This window comes from Occallatibacter savannae (assembly GCF_003131205.1).
Classification (GTDB): domain Bacteria; phylum Acidobacteriota; class Terriglobia; order Terriglobales; family Acidobacteriaceae; genus Telmatobacter; species Telmatobacter savannae.
The window spans coordinates 423,054-442,821 of the sequence record NZ_QFFY01000006.1 but is presented as its reverse complement, the minus strand read 5'-3'; the positions used below and the strand labels follow the sequence as shown (position 1 = coordinate 442,821).

Annotated in this window: 15 protein-coding genes and 1 tRNA gene; 4 read left to right on the top strand and 12 right to left on the bottom strand. The window is 58.3% G+C overall.

Annotated features, from left to right (window positions below; all coding sequences use genetic code 11):
* Positions 1 to 190: 190 nt before the first annotated feature.
* The 5 genes from DHV10_RS22615 to DHV10_RS22595 all read right to left on the bottom strand — a co-directional run bounded on the left by DHV10_RS22615 (position 191) and on the right by DHV10_RS22595 (position 7,224).
* Positions 191 to 832, bottom strand: coding sequence for a TetR/AcrR family transcriptional regulator (locus DHV10_RS22615; protein ID WP_109488680.1), 642 nt, complete (start codon positions 830 to 832; stop codon positions 191 to 193).
* A gap of 2 nt (positions 833 to 834) precedes the next feature.
* Positions 835 to 1,593 carry an ABC transporter permease gene (locus DHV10_RS22610; RefSeq protein ID WP_109488679.1) on the bottom strand — a complete coding sequence of 253 codons (759 nt, stop codon included), beginning with the start codon at positions 1,591 to 1,593 and terminating at the stop codon, positions 835 to 837.
* 3 nt (positions 1,594 to 1,596) lie between these two features.
* A complete protein-coding gene (locus DHV10_RS22605) occupies positions 1,597 to 2,391 on the bottom strand; it encodes an ABC transporter ATP-binding protein (RefSeq protein WP_109488678.1) in 795 nt (264 codons plus the stop codon).
* 212 nt (positions 2,392 to 2,603) lie between these two features.
* On the bottom strand, positions 2,604 to 3,266 hold the full coding sequence (locus tag DHV10_RS22600; RefSeq protein ID WP_109488677.1) for an HAD family hydrolase: 663 nt from the start codon (positions 3,264 to 3,266) through the stop codon (positions 2,604 to 2,606).
* Between the two features lie 112 nt (positions 3,267 to 3,378).
* Positions 3,379 to 7,224 carry an alpha-amylase family glycosyl hydrolase gene (locus tag DHV10_RS22595; RefSeq protein WP_239461982.1) on the bottom strand — a complete coding sequence of 1,282 codons (3,846 nt, stop codon included), beginning with the start codon at positions 7,222 to 7,224 and terminating at the stop codon, positions 3,379 to 3,381.
* 244 nt (positions 7,225 to 7,468) lie between these two features.
* Between DHV10_RS22595 and DHV10_RS22590 the strand changes: the two genes are divergently transcribed.
* Positions 7,469 to 7,560 (top strand) — tRNA-Ser (locus DHV10_RS22590).
* 397 nt (positions 7,561 to 7,957) lie between these two features.
* Here DHV10_RS22590 and DHV10_RS22585 read toward each other — a convergent pair.
* Positions 7,958 to 9,526 (bottom strand): amidase, encoded by a 1,569-nt coding sequence (locus DHV10_RS22585; RefSeq protein ID WP_109488676.1) that lies wholly within the window; start codon positions 9,524 to 9,526, stop codon positions 7,958 to 7,960.
* Positions 9,527 to 9,925: 399 nt separating this feature from the next.
* On the opposite strand from DHV10_RS22585, the gene DHV10_RS22580 reads away from it, so the two are divergent.
* The 3 genes from DHV10_RS22580 to DHV10_RS28420 all read left to right on the top strand — a co-directional run bounded on the left by DHV10_RS22580 (position 9,926) and on the right by DHV10_RS28420 (position 11,968).
* Positions 9,926 to 11,443, top strand: a complete 1,518-nt coding sequence (locus tag DHV10_RS22580) for a protein adenylyltransferase SelO (protein WP_239461981.1) — start codon at positions 9,926 to 9,928, stop codon at positions 11,441 to 11,443.
* A 74-nt stretch (positions 11,444 to 11,517) separates the two neighbouring features.
* On the top strand, positions 11,518 to 11,841 hold the full coding sequence (locus tag DHV10_RS22575) for a hypothetical protein (protein WP_162601800.1): 324 nt from the start codon (positions 11,518 to 11,520) through the stop codon (positions 11,839 to 11,841).
* Positions 11,842 to 11,854: 13 nt separating this feature from the next.
* Positions 11,855 to 11,968: a methyl-accepting chemotaxis protein gene (locus DHV10_RS28420; protein ID WP_109488673.1), complete on the top strand. Its 114-nt coding sequence runs from the start codon at positions 11,855 to 11,857 to the stop codon at positions 11,966 to 11,968.
* Positions 11,969 to 12,769: 801 nt separating this feature from the next.
* Here the strand turns inward: DHV10_RS28420 and DHV10_RS22565 are convergent.
* The 6 genes from DHV10_RS22565 to DHV10_RS22540 all read right to left on the bottom strand — a co-directional run bounded on the left by DHV10_RS22565 (position 12,770) and on the right by DHV10_RS22540 (position 19,766).
* Positions 12,770 to 14,509, bottom strand: coding sequence for a coiled-coil domain-containing protein (locus DHV10_RS22565; RefSeq protein WP_162601799.1), 1,740 nt, complete (start codon positions 14,507 to 14,509; stop codon positions 12,770 to 12,772).
* Between the two features lie 168 nt (positions 14,510 to 14,677).
* Positions 14,678 to 15,583, bottom strand: a complete 906-nt coding sequence (locus DHV10_RS22560) for a sulfotransferase domain-containing protein (RefSeq protein ID WP_109488671.1) — start codon at positions 15,581 to 15,583, stop codon at positions 14,678 to 14,680.
* 49 nt (positions 15,584 to 15,632) lie between these two features.
* A complete protein-coding gene (gene cysC / locus DHV10_RS22555; RefSeq protein ID WP_109488670.1) occupies positions 15,633 to 16,220 on the bottom strand; it encodes an adenylyl-sulfate kinase in 588 nt (195 codons plus the stop codon).
* 21 nt (positions 16,221 to 16,241) lie between these two features.
* Positions 16,242 to 17,966 (bottom strand): sulfate adenylyltransferase subunit CysN, encoded by a 1,725-nt coding sequence (gene cysN, locus DHV10_RS22550; protein ID WP_109488669.1) that lies wholly within the window; start codon positions 17,964 to 17,966, stop codon positions 16,242 to 16,244.
* A 1-nt stretch (position 17,967) separates the two neighbouring features.
* Positions 17,968 to 18,876 carry a sulfate adenylyltransferase subunit CysD gene (gene cysD, locus DHV10_RS22545; protein ID WP_109488668.1) on the bottom strand — a complete coding sequence of 303 codons (909 nt, stop codon included), beginning with the start codon at positions 18,874 to 18,876 and terminating at the stop codon, positions 17,968 to 17,970.
* Complete coding sequence (locus DHV10_RS22540; RefSeq protein WP_162601798.1) at positions 18,873 to 19,766, bottom strand: PHP domain-containing protein; 894 nt, start codon at positions 19,764 to 19,766, stop codon at positions 18,873 to 18,875. Before DHV10_RS22540 ends, cysD begins: the two co-directional genes overlap by 4 nt.
* Positions 19,767 to 19,768 lie beyond the last annotated feature (2 nt).

The following is a 19,768-nucleotide window of genomic DNA, read 5'->3' as shown; positions in this document are numbered from 1 at the left end:
CGAATAACGACTATCATCCTGAGCGCGAATAACGATTGTCATCCTGAGCGCGAATAACGATTGTCATCCTGAGCGCGAGCAACGAATGTCATCCTGAGCGGAGCCGGTCCACTTGGACCGGCGCAGTCGAAGGATCTGCAGTTGCGCTGCATTTGTTTTGCGCTAAGTACCACTTCCAAGAAGACCCAACCTAACGAACCTTCGACCTCGGCGTCCTCTTCGTGATCCCAAGATCCGCCACGCGTTCCTTCCGGTTCAGGCTGTGCGCGCGCCAGAAGTTTGCCGCGCTCACCGGCCCTAGATCCGGCGCCTTTGAAGGATCTTCCTTGTTGAAGATGTGCGCATACAACATCGGCCCAAGCAACAACGCGACCGAAGCCTCAATATCGAGATCCGCCGGCAGCTGGCCTCGCGAGATCCCGCGCTGCAGAATTTTCCGGATGCACTTTCGCGGCGGCTCCGTCACCCGGTGCCTCCACTCGCGTCCAAACTCCGGATGAAAGGCCGAATAGGCAATCAGCGAAGGCGTAAGCCGATTTCGAACCGCATCGCACTTGTCCGGAGGCTTGCGCGTCAACACCGTTGTAAGGTCGCGCTGAATATCGCCTGTGTCCACGTCCTCCGGCTCGCGATCGAGCCCATGGATCATCAACATCGCTTCCAGCAGCAGTGCTTCTTTGTCAGTCCAGTGGTTGTAGATCGTAGCCTTGCTGACGCCGGACGCCTGCGAAATCGCATCCATGCTCGTCGCATCAATGCCGCGCTCGGCAAACAGCTCGAGCGCGGCATTCAGTACCTTTTCGTGAGCTTCAGCACTTCGGGGACGAACCATGTCTACACTTCGATCTTAGAGAATCGCCACGCCCCGAGCACCAGCAGAATGCAACCAACCCCGATCAGCACCGCCAGGTCGATGCTGATTCCGAACGCCGGCCGGAAAGTCGCCGCGCTCAGCAACACCGATCGCATCCCGTCAATCCCGTACGACAACGGATCGAGCGCCGTAATGAAACCCAGGACCTTTCCTTGATTCGTCAGCGGAAACATCGCTCCCGAAAGAAAGTAAATCGGAAGCACAAGAAAATTCATGATCAATTGAAAACCTTGCATGTCCTGCAGGCTCGACCCGAAGATCACGCCCAGCGCCGCAAACAGCAGAGCGATCAGCACCATGAATCCGACCGCAACCGGAATCGCGAGCCAGCCTGCCGGCCTGAATCCGGAAATCAGGCAGATCGTCAACACCAGCAGCCCTTGAATCACCGCGACAGTGCATCCGCCCAGCGTCCGCCCGATCATGATTTCGATCCGCGGCACCGGAGCTACAAGCGTCTCCTTCAGGAACCCAAACTGCCGATCCCACAGCAGTCCCAGCCCCGAAAAGATCGACGAGAACAGCACCGACATCCCGATCACTCCCGGAGCAATGAATTGAAAATAGCTGCCGTATCCGGCTTTCTTGAATACCGGATTCAATCCGAACCCCAGCACCAGCAGATACAACATCGGCTGGCCGAGCGAAGCAATGATCTGTGCCCGCGAACGCGTATACCGCTTCAGCTCGCGCAGCCAGAGAATATAGATCGCACTCATCCGCTACCTCCTTTGCTGTTGCCACATCTTGGCGAACTGCCGCATCTGGTCTGCCGATCCCGCGCTCTCGTCGCGAATCGTGGACCCCGTCAGCTTTAGAAACGCATCCTCCAGCGACGCCGTCCCCGTCTGCTCTTTGATCTCAGCCGGCGTACCCTGCGTCACCAGCTTGCCGTGGTCGATAATCCCAACGCGATGCGCCACACGATCCGCTTCATCCATGTAGTGCGTCGTCAGCATCACCGTCACCTTTTCGGCTTCATTTACGCGCTTCACATGGCTCCACAGTTGGTTTCTGCTCTGCGGATCAAGCCCCAGCGTCGGCTCATCCAGAAACAGGATCTTCGGCGTATGCAGAAAGCCGCGCGCAATCTCCAGCCGTCGCTTCATGCCGCCCGAAAACTTCTTCACCTGGTCGTTGCGCCGGTCCCACAGCTCGAAGAGCTTCAGGAGCTCTTCCGAGCGCTGCCGCCGCGTCTTATGCGGCACGTGATACAGCACGCCGTGGATCTCCATGTTTTCCCAGGCCGTCAAATCTCCATCGAGACTGGGATCCTGAAACACAATTCCAAACCGCTGGCGCACCTGGTTCTGATGTTTGCGCGGATCCAGACCGTCAAGCTCAATCGATCCGCTTGTCGGATGCAGCAGCGTGGTCAGCATTTTGATGGTTGTCGTCTTCCCCGCCCCGTTCGGACCGAGAAAGGCAAAGATCTCCCCCGCCGCCACCTCAAACGAGACATCGTTGACGGCAGTGAACGAGCCAAAGGTTTTTACAAGATTCTGAACCCTGATCATGCAGAATGACCTCCCGGGTCGGAGCTACACCCTTAACCTGGCCTGCTCCGAAAACAATACTGAACGGTACAGTTCAGTTTGTCAAGCGCGATCTTCCCGAGCTGTCTTTGCCGCAGCCGATGCCGGTCCTTCTTCGTCTCTCAGTTCAGTTGAGATCCGGACAAATATCCGCGGCGATCCGCACCAGGCGGGAAAATCAACTATTTTCAGCTCTACTTTGCCAGTGGAGACTCTCGCAAGTGAACAAGCAAATCCGCAGGATCCTGATAGACCTCCGCGCACCCCGCATCGAACAGATCGTTCCGCTTCCATCCGCCACACGTAAGCCCGATAACCTTGATACCAAGTTTCCCGGCCGCCTGCGCGTCATACGGAGTGTCACCCAGCGCAATGGCACGATCAGCAGCCACCCCGATCTTCTTGAGCGCAACAGCAAAAATGCCGGGATCGGGCTTCGACTCCTCAACGTCGGAAGCCGATGATTCCTCGTCGACAAGATCCTCGATACCGATGATGCGCTTGTATGTCGAGACGTCTTCCTTATCCGAGGATGTGGCTAGGACAATCTTCGTTCCGTTCTGCTTCACCGCTCGGAACAGGTCCTTCGATCTCGGGAAGCTGACAATGCGCGGCATGTAGTCACGATGAAAGATCTCTTTCCGAAATGCCTCCAGATCTTTCTGCAATCGCTTTCGATCCGCTTCCCTCACGAAGACCGGGATAAGCTTGTCGCCTCCCTTTCCGATTTGCCGCCAGGCCTCGTCCATTCCCACCTGAATGCCGAAGTGCTCGAAAGTCCTCCGCCACGCCTCTGCATGCAAGGCATTGCTGTCTACCAGCGTGCCGTCAATGTCGCTCAAGAGGGCTTCAATCATCCGTTCTCCCAGTCCCGCGGTCATTCCGCGCAACACAAGACCTGAGATGCATGACAACTCATGAAGAGTTTGAAGCCCCTCTAAACTCGAAGTGCAGCAGCCGACGGCGGTCTCACATCGAAGGCTTCGCTACTTCGCCCTCGAAATCAGCCTCGGCACTTGCCGGTTCCACTGTTTCAATCCCACTCTGCTCCGAAGCTTCCTTCAGCTCCTCTTCTTCGTCGGACCCGAGCAGCGCCTGCAGCTTGTAACCCGCCCGTTCAACATCTCCCAGCCAATCCTGTATGCACGCGCAGAATGATTGCGTGTCCGACTTGCCCACGCTCGCCTGAGAAGCCAGCCGAAGAATCGCCGGCATCTGCAGCCACCAGAGCAGCTCTTCGAAAGGCTCCTGCACCAGATAACTTGAGCCGCCCGCATCGTGAACTCCCCCCAGCCACCGTACATCCGGATCCGCCCAGAGCTCGCGAGGAAGACCGGCCACAACAGCGGGAACGTCAGGCTTCCGCGTCGGCGCCGGCTTGTGTCCGGACACCGGCTCATGTGCGGACGTGAGCTCCGCTCTGCTGCCGAGCTCCTTCTCTGAACCCGCTGGCTGTTCCGACCCCTTCACAGCTTTCTGCGGAGCCTGTTCTCCTTGCCCGGAAGCTTTCTCTCTTTCGACCAGCAGCAAGACTCTGATCCGTGCCGCAGCGCGCCAGGCCGACTCGCCTTCGAAGCCCAGACCCGCGAACGCCTCGGCCAGCGGCTTCCGCAGTCGCAGTTGTTCGAACATTTCAAGAGCCGCGTTCTCTGGCTGCTCCGCATCGACAGACTCCGCCAGGGTCTCAAGCGCGCACCACGCAATCACCGGCGCCCACATTGCCGTCGCAGCCATCTGCGGGCTCGGACTCGGCAACACACGCCTCGCCGCTGCCGTCCACGGAGCTGAGCACAGCGTCTCCACCACCGGAATCCGCATGGCTGCCGATAGCCGCTCGCGGAATGCCGGCCCAAGCAGGCCAGGCATCGTCATTTCGCCTCTTCTGCCAGCACGGCTTGCATAGGCTGGTTGCGCCAGCCGCATGAATGCCTCGCAGCGTGCCCACGTCACATTGAACAGTTCGCTGCGAGCGCGATTGGCTTTCCGATCGATCGCCACGCTGACTGTTCCGCTGGACGCAGTCGTCCGCGGATGTTCCGCCATATCCGTCAGCATGCGGATCGTATCTTGATCGAAGAGAGCGCGCAGGGCCTGATACAAAGGCTGCAGTTCCAGTTCCACCAGTGCGTCCTCGAGACTCGGAACGCCTCTTCCATTCAACTGATCGCACAGCCGATCCCATGGCTTCGCGGCGCTTGCCCACTTCTCGTGCCAGTCCATCAGCACATGACACTGGTAAGCGTGAAGGTGGAAAGTGATCCCCCGCTCCCCAACATCGCTCGCCCGCCGTAGGTATTCCAGTCCCGTCAGCGAGTCGCGCCAGGCAAGAATCGCGCCCGAATGCGGATCGAAGCCGAGCCCCTCATGAATGCGCCGCTGCCTCAGCTGTGCTGAGCCCTTGTCGGCGTAAGCGGCGGAATTGTGAATTGTCCCGCGCGTCTCGCCGTACCGATTATTGAAGACCACGAGCGCGCGTTCCCCGCCGGCATGATTCGAGTACGCGTACACATTCTCGTCTACCGACCCAGACCCCTCGAAGAAGTCATAGAGGAGAAAGTTTTGGCTCTCCGCAAACACCCAGCGCCGTTTCAAGAGCGGCGCAATCTCCCGCTGATGCCGCTCCACCAGCCACGGGTCCGGCGTCTCGTCATAACGCGGACGGTAGTACTCCATCCCGTACTTCTCTGTGAAGCCCTCTACCTGCCCGTGCCCGAACATCGGCAATCCCGGCAGCGTCGACATCAAGGCCGCCACGCCGAAGCACTTGTCTCCCTTGCCGAACTGATCTATCGCCGTTCTTTCATCGGGATTGCTCATGAAGTTGACGTACCGCTTCATGATGTCCGGATCGAACTCGAGCGTGTTCTTGATGACCGATCGGTACTCCGCGTTCTTCTCGTCCCGCAGCATATTCATGAACGCGCTGTTGTACACCCGATGCATCCCCAGGGTGCGGACGAAGTACCCCTCCATCAGCCAGAACGCCTCTGCCAGCAGCAGCGTTCCCGGCACCTCCTGCGCCACCCGGTCAACAACCTCGCGCCAGAACTCCAGCGGCATAAGCCGGTTGAACTCCGCCTGCGACATGCTGTACTCGGCCCGCGATGGAATCGCCCCGCTCGATCCCGGCCCCGGAAACCACAGCCGGTGAAAATGCCGCTTGGCGAGCGTCATCGCCGCGTCGAAGCGAATCACCGGAAACAGCCGCGCCACATAGAGGATGGTCTGAATCACCTGCTCGCGCACCGCAGGGTTCAGATAGTCAAGCTGCGCCGTGTCGTTCCACGGGAAGCTGGTGCCATCATTGCCGTGATAGATGTAGCGTGTCTCGCCGGTCCACTTGTCGCGCCTGCGAAACGTCACAGCCGCGTCCGTCTGCTCGAAATAGTGGTCCTCGATCTTGATCTCGACCCGCTCATCGTGCGAGAGGTCGGGCCCGTTGTAGCTGTATGCCGGATAGGGCGACTCCCAGCGAGATATAAACCACTCCGGGTGTTCGATCACCCACGGCGAATCGATGCCCATATGGTTCGGCACCATATCGCTCGCCAGCCGCAGTCCCTTGTGATAGCACCGGTCCCTCAGGTTGATGTACGCTGCCTCGCCGCCAAGGTCCTCGGCGATCTTGTAATCGAACAGCGAATAGGCCGACGCAACCGCATCCTGGTTCCCGCAGAGTTGCTTGATCGTCTTCGACGCGCGGCTCCGCTCCCATACTCCAATCAGCCACAGAGAGTTGATTCCGCGATCTGCCAGCGTCTGAAGTTCTTCATCAGGAATCTGGTCTAACCGATAGATATGCCGCCCATACTGCTTGCTCAGTTGCGCCAGCCACACATAGGTGCTCTTCGCAATCAGAACGGTATTCGGCATCCACGCCGTGTCCGGGCTGAACTTCTCGTACTCGTTCGCCGGATCTCCAAACGTCGGAACCTGCGACTCGCTCACGATCGAGGGCCACTGCTGAGTTCCCTGCTCCATCCGCCGCCGTGCAGCCTCTTCCGCCGCCGTGCGCGCCCGGGCAGCGTCCGGATTGAATTGCATCCAGATCGCCAGTTCCTCTTCGCGCAAGATCTCCCCGCCCGTCATCAGCAATCGGTCGAGGCTGTCGCCGAGCAGTGGCCGCCAGAGCTTTCGAATCAGCGCGAGCTGTTCGCTCAGCGATCCCGGTGCTCCCTGCAAAGGCGCACCCAGCAGATCAAAAAGGCTGACCGCCTTCGCCCCTTCAATCGGAACCAGCGGCCGTGTCGCGAAGTACTGCGGCAATTTCTTGGTGACCTGACGGTAAACCGTCCTCTCCGCAAGAGGCTTATCTTCAAACAGTTCCTCGAATTTCTTAAAGGCGGGATTTCGGTTCGCCGACCACAATAAGAGCAGCTCTTCCAGCGCCGCGGCCCGGTGGGTCATCGACCCGGTCTTCCCGTTGAGCCACTCCCTCGGCGTCTTTTCCCCGCGCATCACAGACTGTCCCGGAAAGTGCTCCACAAACGTCAGCAGAAGTTTGTCCAGTTCGTCCGAGCCCACACGCCCGCCAAACCAGTCCAGCGCCGAGGTCATCACCTCCGGATCAAACTGCTCCCGGTACTTCGCCATCAGCACGTGGCTAGCCTCGTCGATCAGCCCCATCGCGTAAAGCTGTCCGGCATGCACCGCCTGGTCTGGATTCTTGTCCGCCTCGCGTACCTGGTTCATCCGGTACGCAAACTCGCGGCAAGCAGCGAGACTGGCAAACACAACATTGCCGTTATAGGAGAAGAGGGATTCGGCGAAGCCGTAGCGTTCGCGCGCTTGGCGCGAGATATGGAACTCCATCATGAGAAAATCCAGTCTTCCCGTCTGATGCAAATCTTGCATTTCTTGCCCAGCCCGACGTACCAGATTTTGCGGAGTTTGCGATCGCCGGGGTTGAGCGCGGCCAGAGAACACGTTAACACCTCGGGGCCGTCTATCGCTCCCCTCCAGACTTGCGCCCACTCCCCCGAACTCAGGCCCGGGCTTCGGGTACAATGGGAAAGACCGGCAGCGCGAATCGCCCTGATTCGCCGCAAGTTCCCTCGACGGAGAGGTGGCAGAGCCCGGTTGAATGCACCTGACTCGAAATCAGGCATAGGGGTAACTCTATCGGGGGTTCGAATCCCTCCCTCTCCGCCATGAACCTCAGAAAACGATTGGGAACCTGCCGAAAATAGGCTTGAATACTGGCATATTCCTTTTGGGACTACTTCCGCCGGGCATTCGAATTCGACCGCGGAATTCGCATTGACCACTTCCTGCTCTCGCAACAGGCAGGAACGATGCTCAAAGCATGTCAGATTGATAAAGGACCACGAGCCGAGGAGAAGCCCTCCGATCACGCGCCAATCTTGATTGAGCTAGCTGCGACCGTGTCCGGCAATCATCTCTCCTGATATATGCGCTCAGCGCATGCGGGTGGCGAACTCTGGGCCACTAGCCGTCCGGAACACCCGCCCGATCCGGGCCACACTTTCACCCATATATCCCGTCATCAACGGCAACTCAGACGTCAGCCACTGAATCGCACTGTCGATCAGTTAGGCGCCGAATTTGGCTGAGGGAGAGAGGGGAATAGTTCTGGTTCCCGGCGCTGCTTCACGGTCTGCTCGAAGTCGTACGCGTAGCGGATAAGTTGCGCTTCGCTGAACGCGGGGCCAAGAAAGGTCAGCCCGGCGGGAAGCGTGCCATGCGTGAATCCCATGGGTACGGTTATCGCCGGGAAGCCGGTTTGCGGAGAAAGCACCTGGCTATTGTCGCCTGCCGAACTCTGCATATCGCCAACCTTGCGCGGCGGATTGCTCCACGTGGGATAGATAATGGCATCGAGCCGCTGGGCTTCCATCGCTTTGGTCAGCGCGTCGCGAAAGGCAATCTTTGGCGCGTCGTGATAGACATCAAGGCACGGCTTTCGGCGGTCATCGGACGCGGGCGCCTTGATAGCACGCTGGATCTCTTCGGCAATGTACGGCAAATACAATCCGCTAGCCACGATGGACTTCAGGTCGTGATACGGCGCGTTAGGATGTGCGGAAAGGTACGCGTTTAGATCGGCTTCGAAATCGCCGCACCAGAGGTTCTTCTCCAGTTCTTTCTCATTTGGGATCGTGAAGGGGTCTACGAGGGTAGCGCCTTCGTCCTGGAGTGCCTTGAGAGCCGTTTCCGTAACGAGCTTCACTTCAGGATCAGTTTTCGGGTCGTCGATGTACTCGCGATAAACGCCTATACGCGCACCACGTAGGCCGTGGCGGTCCAGGGACTGCGTGTATTCTTTCGATGCGCGATTTGCGGAAAGCTGAGTTATGGGATCGCGTGGGTCGGGGCCGGCGATCACGGTGAGTATGGCTGCCGCATCGGCGACGGACCTCGCCATGGGACCGCCCACGTCGTTGTGCGCGAAAAGCGGAATGATTCCAGCGCGGCTCGTGAGACCAATGGTGGGCCTAATTCCGACCAGGTCGTTGTGCGAGGAGGGACCGCGGATCGAATTGCCAGTGTCGGTGCCCATGCCGGATTCGGCCAGGTTGGCCGCGACTGCCGCTGCAGTGCCTCCGCTGGATCCAGCGGGCACGCGGGAAAGGTCGTATGGATTACGCGTGATGCCGGCGATCGAGCTGACGGTCAAATAGGGACTGAAGGCCCATTCGGCCATATTACTCTTGCCGAGAATGATGGCTCCAGCTGCGCGGAGCTTCGCAACGATCGTCGCGTCCTGCTCAGGGATAAACCCCTTCATGGCGAGCGAACCACCGGTAGTCTGCAGGCCGCGTGTGTCGTAGTTATCCTTGATGACCATTGCAATGCCCCCGAGCGGGAGCAACTTATGCGAAGTACGAACCATACGATCGCATGCGTCGGCTTCTTCTAACGCGTGGGGATTCAGCACCACAAACGCGTTGAGGCGTTGGCCGTCAATGGGCTTCTGGTCAAAAGCCGCAATCCGGGCCAAGTAGCTTTCGACGATAGCGCGGCAAGTGGTGCGACCGTCGAGGATTGCGCGCTGAGTTTCGGCTATGGTGGAACCAACTACGTTGAACGGGGACGCAGAGTTTTGTGCGAAGGCGCTGGTTGCAAGTGCAAGGAAAAGAAGAGCGGCGCGGGACATTGATGCGTTTATAGCACGGTTCAAGTGAGTTGGTTGTTCGATCGCTCAAGGTTGCAGAATCGGACGTCTCGCCGTCTGGCTGTGTCGAAGGTGGCGGAATGCACCTTTCATACACTTTCTGAAGCGTCACACTTTTTGGGGGTTCTCTCCGGTTGTGAGCGGTTGGCCGGCGATCGGTAAGTTTCAAATTGGGTCTTGGCAGCTGAGGCGGAAAGCTCGCAACGTAAGGAGCGGCGCGGTCACAGGCCCGTGGTAGGACGATTCAGCAAATAGACGCCTCATTCCACTGGCCTCGGAAACCTGCAGCACCGTCTTTTGGCTGAATTTGACTGTGAATTGCCAAAACGGTGCGCAAGGGCCCCGTGCGATTATCGAACAATGACTTCCCGCGAGGCATCGGTGAGTCCCTCGTCCTCGACCGCCGACCGACACACCGCGCATTTCCGTTTTGAAAACACCTACAGCCGGCTGCCTGAGCGCTTTTACGCTCGACTGAACCCAACCCCTGTCGCAGTTCCGCGCCTTGTGAAACTGAACACCGAGCTGGCCCGGACCCTGGGAATCGATCCTCGTGAACTCGCAAGCGATCACGGTGTCGAGATCCTGGCCGGCAACCGTGTGGCTGACGGATCAGAACCGCTGGCACAAGCCTACGCTGGACACCAGTTTGGCTATTTCGTACCTCAGCTCGGCGACGGCCGTGCCAACCTGCTAGGCGAACTGGTGGGACGGGATGGTCTTGGTTACGACATCCAGCTCAAGGGCTCCGGTCGCACTCCGTTTTCTCGCGGAGGCGACGGCAGGGCTGCGCTCGGCCCTGTTCTGCGCGAGTACATCGTGAGCGAAGCGATGGCTGCGCTGGGTGTGCCAACGACTAGAGCGCTTGCCGCGGTGACCACGGGGGAACGGGTGCAGCGCGAGATCGCATTACCTGGCGCAGTGCTGACAAGGGTAGCTCGAAGCCACCTGCGTGTAGGAACCTTCCAATATTTCGCAGCCCGACGAGACACGGATGGGTTGCGGATCTTGGCGGACTTTGCCATCGCCCGTCATTACCCTGACGCGGCAAAGGCAGAGCGGCCGTATCGAGCGCTACTCGACGGCGTAATCGGCCGTCAGGCCGAACTGGTTGCCCAGTGGATGCTTCTCGGATTTATCCATGGGGTGATGAACACCGACAACACCTCTATCTCTGGCGAAACCATCGATTACGGCCCTTGCGCCTTCATGGAGGCGTACGATCCGGCGACCGTGTTCAGCGCCATCGACCAACAAGGACGCTACGCCTATGGCAACCAGCCGCGAGTCATGTTGTGGAATCTGACCCGCCTCGCTGAGGCTTTGCTTCCGTTACTGGAGGAGGAGGAAGGAAGCGAACAAGCGGCGCTTCGCTCCGCCAACGAGGCGCTCGCTGCGTTCGCGCCAAAATATGAGGTCGCTCGACTGGACGGGTTCCGCCACAAGCTCGGCCTCTTCACGGAACGCGAGGACGACGCGCTCATGGTTGAACGCCTCCTTGAACTGATGTTCGCCAACCACACCGATCTCACTTTGGGCTTTCGTCGCTTGTGCGGAGCCGCGCTAGGACCGGAAGGCGACGAGGAAGTACGCAGCCTATTCGCCGACGCAGGCGGTTTTGATTCATGGCTTGTCGACTGGCGAAAACGTCTCAAAGAAGAACCCCATTCACCACATGAGCGGGCTAGATCGATGCGGATGGCGAATCCAGCATTCATCCCGCGCAACCACCTGGTTGAGGCAGCGCTCAAGGCCGCTTCCGAGCATCAGGATTATCAGCCGTTTGAAGAGCTATTGGATGTCATCTCGCGCCCTTACGAAGAGAGACCAAGCCTGGAACGGTACACAATGCCTGCTCGTGCAGAAGAGCGCGTCAGTCAGACTTTTTGCGGAACATGAGCCGGTATCGGTCGATGTGCCAGCAAACGGATCCTTGCCAAAGGCCTTGCAACTCCCTTGCGGGCGCTGCGCAATTGACGAGTGCCGCCGGTCAGATTTCTTCCTCCAGTCAGTCTGTGGCTCAGGGCTCTTCAGAGCAGGCTGCGTCGATTGAGGAAACCTCGGCGTCGAGCGAAGAAATCAACTCCATCGCACGGAGAAACGCCGAGAGCGCCAAGCAGGCCGAAGCACTGGTCAGGAAGTCGGAACTTGAGCTTGCCGAGATGAACGGTCACTTGGAGACCATGGTGACCGCTATGAGCGACATCAAGGAGTCCAGTGACCATGTCTCGCAGACCATGGAGCCATCGACGAGATCGCTTTTAAAACCAACTTCCTGGCCCTTAACGTTGCAGTAGAAGCGAGGCCGCCATGGGCTTCGCCGTGGTCGCGGACGAGATCCGCAATCTCGCTCAACGATGCGCACAAGCGGCCAAGGACACCTCGCAATTGATCGAGGAATCTATCCACAGGGTCAGGCCATAGTAAGGCCAAAGTGGAACACGTAGCACTCGCGATTCGCGCCATCATGAAGGACTCGGCTGATGTAAAGAAGCTTGTAGAAGAGGTAAGCCTGGGCAGTGAAGAGCAAACGCGCGTATGGAGCAAGTTGCGAAAGCGTTGACTGAGATGGAACAGGTGACGCAGCAGTTGCGGCTACCGCCGACGAAAGTGCGGCGGCCGCCAAGGCGTTGACGGCCGAAGCAGAGGCTCTGATGCAGGTGGTTCATCATTTGAGCGCAATCGCCGGAGCAGCGGCCGATGCCAAAGCATCGCACCGGACGCGGCTCTCTTCCCGACCGCCGTCCGGCTTGCCTGCTGCTCCGACCAACAGTAGACTCCGAGCCTGGACGGCAGCACCGCGGCTGTCCAGGCTTCCGGAGCCGGGATCGCCCCTGAGAAGTGAGGTTATCCCGCTACGGATGCGGATTTAATCTGCACTCCATCGTGTGTCGTCTAAGAGGGCTCGCGATGTCGCCGCTCCTATGCCCGATCAGGAAGCGGATCGGAGGATTGCCTGCTCGCCCGGGTCGATGGATGCGCTGATAGCAGAGTTGATTGCGAATCGCCAGTGAAGAGATTTGGGGCCTTCACCCCCCGCGCCGTTCATACAAGATACCTAGCCCGTCTACTACCTACCACAGATTGCACGACGAGACGAGCTGCATTAGGGCTTGCTCTGTTCAAAGTTGGAGGGCGGAGTCACAAGTCCAACATGGCGACTCTAAGTCACAGTGCATCGTTTGCCATAGACTCGTTTATGGTTACCGCTTCTCGCGTAAGCATTCACGGCAGAACATATCGAAGATTGGCATAGCCAACGAACACCCGTGCGGAACTGGGCGAGCCAGGATTGAGCGACCATGGTGAACGCGCAATGTATGAGCTTTGCGTGATCACCTGCACCGAGCCGTAACCCGGTCGTGTCCACAGCTTCGTCTGCGTGGCCAGCGTTCCCTCTTGAACACTGCGGTTGTTCGAGTTAGCGCTTCCGGGATAGCCGTAGCCGATAAGGGTGCGCGTGCTCGGGTCAAATGAGAATGAGCGCGCGAAGTAGGCGCCACTGTAGGTCAGTGCGATAACGGTGTTTCTCGTTGGCCGCCATTCAGCCCCTGCGATAAATGAACCGGCGTGAATCATCTGGGCTGAAAAGGCCGAAGTGGTGGAGTCCCGCTGCGCGACAACAAATGCGGGACCCAGACCTCCGATATATCTGCCCCCGCCGTCACTCCAGAAGCCAGTCGCAATGATGTGCAGGGTTCTTCCTGCCTCGATGTTTGCAGCCGCTGAGACTCCGCCGCCCTCACGGGTGTCTTTAGCAACCGGGCCTTTGGTGACGGATGCGGGAGTGAGGATACCCACGCCAGTGAGAAGCCCTGCGGTCTCAAGGTGCCAGGCGCGATTGCCCCAGCGGGGATCGAGCGAAAGCTTCCCGATCAAATCGGGATGAACGTTCGGTGTGGCCGTGCCTCCGCCAGCTCCGCTGCTTGAGCCCAGATCGGTTTGCGTCGTGTTGAAGAGCGCCGGAAACGTGGCTGCGCCGCCGCTGAACTGCTGGGGATTTTCTGCCGAGAGGCCCAGGGCTAGGTTGTCAGTAAAGTGGTACACGGCTCGAATCTGGGTCTGGCGCGCATAGGTCAAACCAACCTGATAGTTGGAATCGAGGTGGAGGGTGTTGTAGATCTCGGACAGAAAAGGCGAGACACCTACGCGGTTAGGAGTAAGCATAGACCAACTCTGGCCGGCGAGCAGTTCCCAGCGGCTGCGCTTCAGGTCGGTGAAGTAAACGCGGAGACGGAGAGAGTCAGAGTTGGTGCTCACATAACCATTTGGGGGCAGGTAGCCGTTGAAGTCAGCCTCAGCATAACCGAAGACTCTGACCGAGCCGAAGGTTTCGTCGGCGCGGAGGCTGAGGCGGGAGCCCTGCGCGGTGAAGTGCGTTTCGCTCAGGCCGCCGAGAACTGTGTTGCTGTAGGGGATGGTTCCGAATGAGGTACCTAGCCCGCTGCCAACATCTGCAGAGCGGTAGTAGGAGGTGAAGTCGACACAGCCCCCGGGTGTGAGGCTCGCTTTTCCGAAGTGGATGGAAAGTGGAGAATCGCCGGTTTCTGTTCCCTTACCAGCCTGTGCGATTGCCGCTGTGACGACAGGAGACACGTTCGTCTGATGTATGGGTCTTGTGAAGCTCAATGATGCATTGCGAAGCAGGGCCGCATCCTTCGCAGCATCGTATTCCTGATCGATGGCGGCGAGAATCTCCGCGCCTTTCTGCGGGGCGACTTGCCGGCGCAATTCATCGATCTCGGCCTGCTGGCGTTCAAGTTGGTGCTGCTGGGTTTGGAGAAGCCGAGCCTGCTCGCGCAGAAGAGCTTTGATCTCATCGAGGGCGGCTGACTGATTGACGGGAGAATCCGTGGGAATGCTGTCTTCGCCTTTGCGCGAGGATCGCGAGGACGACTGTGCATCGAGTTCAAGACGTCCGGCAAGAACAAGAATGGCGAGGAACACAGCTATTCTCCGCATCATCGGTATTTCTCCTGAAATGGTGATTGAGCACAGAACTCACTTGAACGCGGACGCGCGAGACGCGCCTGGAGTGAAAATGAGTTCCTCGATTGCTTTGATATTGAACAATTGGCGCAAAAAGCAAAGCCGCGGCTGGTGATGGCCGCGGCCTGATGACCAGGTTCCACGTTACGGCATCTCGCCCGTAGCGAGCCAGTGAGCGCACTCGGGGCCCAGCTCCGCGAGCGCTTTGGCCTCGTACTCGGCGGACTCGGCTGGTGTGAGCACTTCCTTCCAGCGTCCGTTTGTGCCTTTGTTGATGAAGGTCTTAACGCCACCTTTCCAAACGGCGCCGCCGAGAGGAACGATCTTCTCCCCGTTGTTCTTCATCCAGTCAAAGGTGCAGTGCTCGACGATAAGGTCCCACTTGCTTTCGTCAATGGGGATGTCGAGGAAGGCGGCAATGCGTCGCATCTCTCCCGGCATGTCGCGTTTCAGCTTGTCGAAGTGAACGAGCATCAGGTTGGGAAGGTTGCGGATGGCCCACCAGCTGCGAACGTTCTCCCAGAATGACCAGTAGGGAAAACCATCCTTCGCAAGCCAGGTGTGCCAATATTCGCGAATGTCTTCCGTAGGAGGTTCGATGGGCGGTCCTATCAGTCCGGGCGTCTTGTTCAAAGCGTCGTATCCAGCCTCATTCATCATCGAATGATGGTTGTATAGACTCCACAGGACGTCGCGGCCGTCACGCCCGATATAAACGTACTTGGCCTTGGGCGAGTACACAAGTGCCTCGACTGGAAGATGGGTCTTTACGAAGCGGCGATGCGTTTGCGCTTCAACGGCCGCGAGTTTGATCTCCTTGGGTGGAACGCGCATATCGATCCACGGTGACATAGCCTGCGTGTCAATGTCAGTCTCGCCGTTGAAGAGCATCTGCGAGATGATCTGCTGCATCCACGTGGTGCCTGATTTAGCGTAGGTGGAGATGATGATGTCGTCATCTCTGAACTTGAAGCCATCCCAAAACGTGGAGTCGATGTGCTGGTTGTGCATCTCCTTCGTCTTTTGGGGCCATGCTACGGTCGTGCTCATAATCGGACCTCTCCTTCCTGATGGGCTCTCGCGCATTGCTACACGCGAGTCAATTGAATGTCGGTATTGACTTCACCTCGCGCTCAGCCGTTGGGAGTTCTGCGCCTGCGCGAGGAATTATCTTGAGTTTCTCTAGATGACACAGGATTTTTGCTACACCTGCTTCGATCGATTCAGAGGAAGAATCTATCGTCAGATCCGGAGAAACCGGTGACTCATAGGGATCTGAAATGCCGGTGAACTGCTTGATCTCTCCAGCCAGAGCCTTCTTGTATAACCCCTTCACATCGCGTTCGATCAGAACTTCGACTGGGCAATTCATATGAATCTCGATGAAGTTTGGAATCCGCCTTCTGAGCTCATCCCGAGACGAACGATACGGCGAGATGGCCGCGGCAATCGCGATAACATCGTTCCGCGATAGCAGCTCACAAACAAATCCGATACGGCGAATGTTTTCCTCACGGTCTTCTCTCGAGAAACCGAGTCCCTGGCACAGCAGGGTTCGGGTGATATCCCCGTCGAGGACCTCTACCCTGGCGCCGAGCGCTCGCAGACGGGAAGCGACTAGCTGCGAGATCGTGCTTTTGCCGCTGCCCGAGAGGCCAGTAAACCACAAGGTACAACCGGAGTTCATACGTGCTCCTGTTTAGCCCATTCAGCGTGACCGAGGCACCGGAACGATCTGCCGCTCGGCAAGTACTTCGGAAATTTTCGCCACTGCTTCTTCAGCGCTGCTGAAGACAGACGCATCGAGATCGATAAACCGCGCAGGATCGATGATGGCCCTGGCCCGATCCCGCTCAACTTCGTAAAGAAAATCGGCCGCGCAAATGGTAAGAAGGCCAGCCGCCGTGAGGTTCTGAGCTAGTTCGAGCATCACACTGCCGTCCGCCTGCGCTGCGATGACGTACGTGAGATACCCGCGATTGAAGAGTTCATTTTCGATGTCAAACGCAAGCTGTACGCCGCCATTGAGCCATATGAGCACGGAAGCATGACCGACCCGCTGCTCTCGCTCATCGCTGGTGATGTGCCTGGTCTCGGCAGCCTGCACCTCTTGCATGGCGGAGTCCGCCATTTTTGGGTCGCGACCGGTGACCATTCCTGCAGCCACGGTAGCGTTCGAGATCGGGTCGACAAGAACGAAGCTGCCCGTGGCGCGATTACGGCGATACTGATCCACGAACAACGGCGAATGCAGATCGATCACAACCGTTCCGATTTCGTTCAGTTTCAGTTCGGAAGCAGGATGACGCTGGAAGCTGTTCACATCCACGCGGTACCGCACGTACCTCACCTGCGCCTTGACCCACTGGCTGGTGTGCTTGACGAGGTATTGCCGACGAAGATCGAGCGGCTGGTGATCCATCCAGACAAGCCGAGCATCGATGCACCTGGTTACGTGCGGAGGGTGCGATGGCGGCACGAACATGTTGCCGCGGCTCACGTCCACTTCGTCTTCAAGACAGACGGTCACCGACATCGGCGGGAATGCGCGCGGCAGCTCGCCGTCGTAGGTCACAATCGACTTCACGCGAGAACTCCGCCCCGAAGGGAGCACCATGACCGGATCACCGGGTTTGAGAACGCCGGAAGCAATCTGGCCGGAGAAGCCGCGAAAGTCCTGCGTTGGCCGGGAGACAAGCTGAACCGGAAAACGCATCTCGGAGAGATTTCGATCGCTGCCGATATGAACGGTCTCAAGATGGTGCAGCAGACTTGGTCCATCGAACCACGGCATGTTTTCACTCTTCGTAACGATGTTGTCGCCGTGCAGCGCACTGACAGGAATAAAGTAGAGATCCGCCATCTGCAGCGGAGCGGCAAAACCATTGAAATCCGCACAGATCCTGTCGAACACATCTTCGCTGTATCCGACCAGATCCATCTTGTTCACGGCAACTACGAGGTGTTGTATGCCTACGAGAGAAGCAATGAAGGCATGGCGACGAGACTGGGGCAGCACTCCATTACGCGCATCAATTAAGACGATCGCGAGGTTCGCGGTGGAGGCGCCGGTTGCCATGTTGCGGGTGTACTGTTCGTGCCCCGGAGTATCCGCAATGATGAATTTCCGCTTGGGAGTGGAGAAGTAGCGGTAAGCAACGTCGATGGTAATTCCCTGCTCGCGCTCTGCACGGAGCCCGTCCGTCAGCAGGGCAAAATCCACAGCACCGGCAGATTGATTCACCGTCGCTTTCTTGATGGCGCTGAGCTGATCCTCGTAGACTCCCTTAGAGTCGAAGAGAAGACGCCCAATCAGAGTTGATTTGCCGTCATCGACGCTTCCGCAGGTGATGAACCGCAGAAGGTCGTTCTCCTCTTCTCGACGAAGAAAGGCATCAATTCCGGTCGTCTGATCTCTGCTGCTTGCGGGCACGTTAGAAATATCCTTCTCGTTTCTTGATCTCCATCGACCCTTCCTGGTCGAAGTCGATAATGCGGTTCTCGCGTTCCGAACGGCGGAAGAGCATCATCTCCTCAATGATCTTGGGCAGTGTGTCGGCTTCAGAGCGGATGGCTCCAGTGCACGGGCTGCATCCGAGCGAGCGCATGCGGCACATCACCATCTCTGCTTTTTCCCCGGGTAGAAGGGGAACGTTCGCTTCAACCGGGATGAGGCTTGATCGGCGAACCACCATTTCGCGTTCCTTTGCGAAATAGAGAGGCACAATTGGAATCTGCTCGAGATTGATGTACTCCCAGATGTCGAGTTCAGTCCAATTGGAAAGCGGAAACACACGGATGCTTTCGCCGGGATTGATACGCGAATTGAAGAGATTCCAGAGTTCGGGACGCTGATTTTTTGGATCCCATTGGCCGTGCGGATCGCGAAATGAGTACACCCGTTCCTTGGCTCGCGATTTCTCTTCATCGCGTCGAGCGCCGCCGATCGCCGCATCGAAATCTCCTTCCGCCAGGCCATCGAGCAGAGCGCGCGTTTTGAGAAGCCCGCAGCACTTCTGGGTTCCGAGATCGAAGGGGTTCGCGCCGGCGTCAATCGCTGCCCTGTTGGTATGCACGATGAGCTTTGCGCCGATCTCGGCGCAGTAGCGGTCGCGAAAGTCGATCATCTCGCGGAATTTGTATGTCGTATCGATGTGCAGCAGCGGGAACGGGATCTTTCCGGGATAGAACGCCTTCTGCGCAAGGCGCAGCATGACGGACGAATCTTTGCCGATGGAGTACAGCATTACCGGGCGCTGAAATTCGGCAACGACTTCGCGGAGTATATGAATGCTCTCGGCCTCGAGCATGCGCAGGTGCGTGAGTGTCAGGCTGTCTCTCATCGCTTGCCGCTCGTTCGATGTTGTCTGGCAGCGCACATCTCGCGCATGTTCTCGAGGAAGCTGTAGCTCAGGGAGATGTTCGAATCAATCCCTGTGCCGAGGCGGATGCGGGGTTTGTTGTCACCGTGAAAGTCCGATCCGCCGGTGGCGATGAGATCGAGGCGGCGGGCTAGTTCGCTATACTCTGCGGTATCTGCGGAAGAGTGCTCGCTGTGAAAGACTTCGAGCCCCTGCAGCCCGACGTCAATCAGTCGCTTGAGAAGGCCGGCAAGTTCAGAGCCGCGTTGCGGAAGTCGCACAGGGTGGGCCAGCGAGGCCATGCCTCCGCTTTCGACGATGCGTTGAATGCCTGCTTCAAGGGAGGGTTCATCGCGTTCGACTGAGGCCTTTGCCTCGTCCGCAAGATACAGATCGAAAGCCTGCTGCATGTTGGCGACGTAGCCCTTGTCGCACAGTACTCTGGCGAAATGAGGGCGGCCCACCTGATTTCTTCCGTACACCTCAGCTTCATCCAAGGAGACCGGCACGCCCAGTTGTTCCAGTCGGGCGACCAATTCCACGTTGCGTCTCCTGCGGCTCTCCTGCTGGCTTTCAAGCCAACATCGAAACTCAGTCGATGGCGGAGAGAGTAACCAGTATCCGAGCAGATGAACAGACGGCTGTCGCCTGCCATTCAATTTCGCCTCACCGGGGCGCGTGCTCAGTTCAACGGCGCAAACGAGTTCCAACCCCTGCTCAGCGGCCACGGGCGCCGCGGCATCGTAGCCCGCCAGCGTATCGTGATCTGCGATCGCCAGCGCCTCGATGCCCTCACGCACCGCGAGCCGAACGAGATCGCCGGCATCAGTAGATCCGTCGGACTTGTCGGTATGTGTATGAAGATCGATCAACT

Coding starts and splice junctions, on each gene's coding strand:
- DHV10_RS22615 (WP_109488680.1), bottom strand. CDS start 832: ATGGTTCGTCCCCGAAGTGCTGAAGCTCACGAAAAGGTACTGAATGCC.
- DHV10_RS22610 (WP_109488679.1), bottom strand. CDS start 1,593: ATGAGTGCGATCTATATTCTCTGGCTGCGCGAGCTGAAGCGGTATACG.
- DHV10_RS22605 (WP_109488678.1), bottom strand. CDS start 2,391: ATGATCAGGGTTCAGAATCTTGTAAAAACCTTTGGCTCGTTCACTGCC.
- DHV10_RS22600 (WP_109488677.1), bottom strand. CDS start 3,266: ATGATTGAAGCCCTCTTGAGCGACATTGACGGCACGCTGGTAGACAGC.
- DHV10_RS22595 (WP_239461982.1), bottom strand. CDS start 7,224: ATGATGGAGTTCCATATCTCGCGCCAAGCGCGCGAACGCTACGGCTTC.
- DHV10_RS22585 (WP_109488676.1), bottom strand. CDS start 9,526: ATGTCCCGCGCCGCTCTTCTTTTCCTTGCACTTGCAACCAGCGCCTTC.
- DHV10_RS28420 (WP_109488673.1), top strand. CDS start 11,855: ATGGGCTTCGCCGTGGTCGCGGACGAGATCCGCAATCTCGCTCAACGA.
- DHV10_RS22565 (WP_162601799.1), bottom strand. CDS start 14,509: ATGATGCGGAGAATAGCTGTGTTCCTCGCCATTCTTGTTCTTGCCGGA.
- DHV10_RS22560 (WP_109488671.1), bottom strand. CDS start 15,583: ATGAGCACGACCGTAGCATGGCCCCAAAAGACGAAGGAGATGCACAAC.
- cysC (WP_109488670.1), bottom strand. CDS start 16,220: ATGAACTCCGGTTGTACCTTGTGGTTTACTGGCCTCTCGGGCAGCGGC.
- cysD (WP_109488668.1), bottom strand. CDS start 18,876: ATGAGAGACAGCCTGACACTCACGCACCTGCGCATGCTCGAGGCCGAG.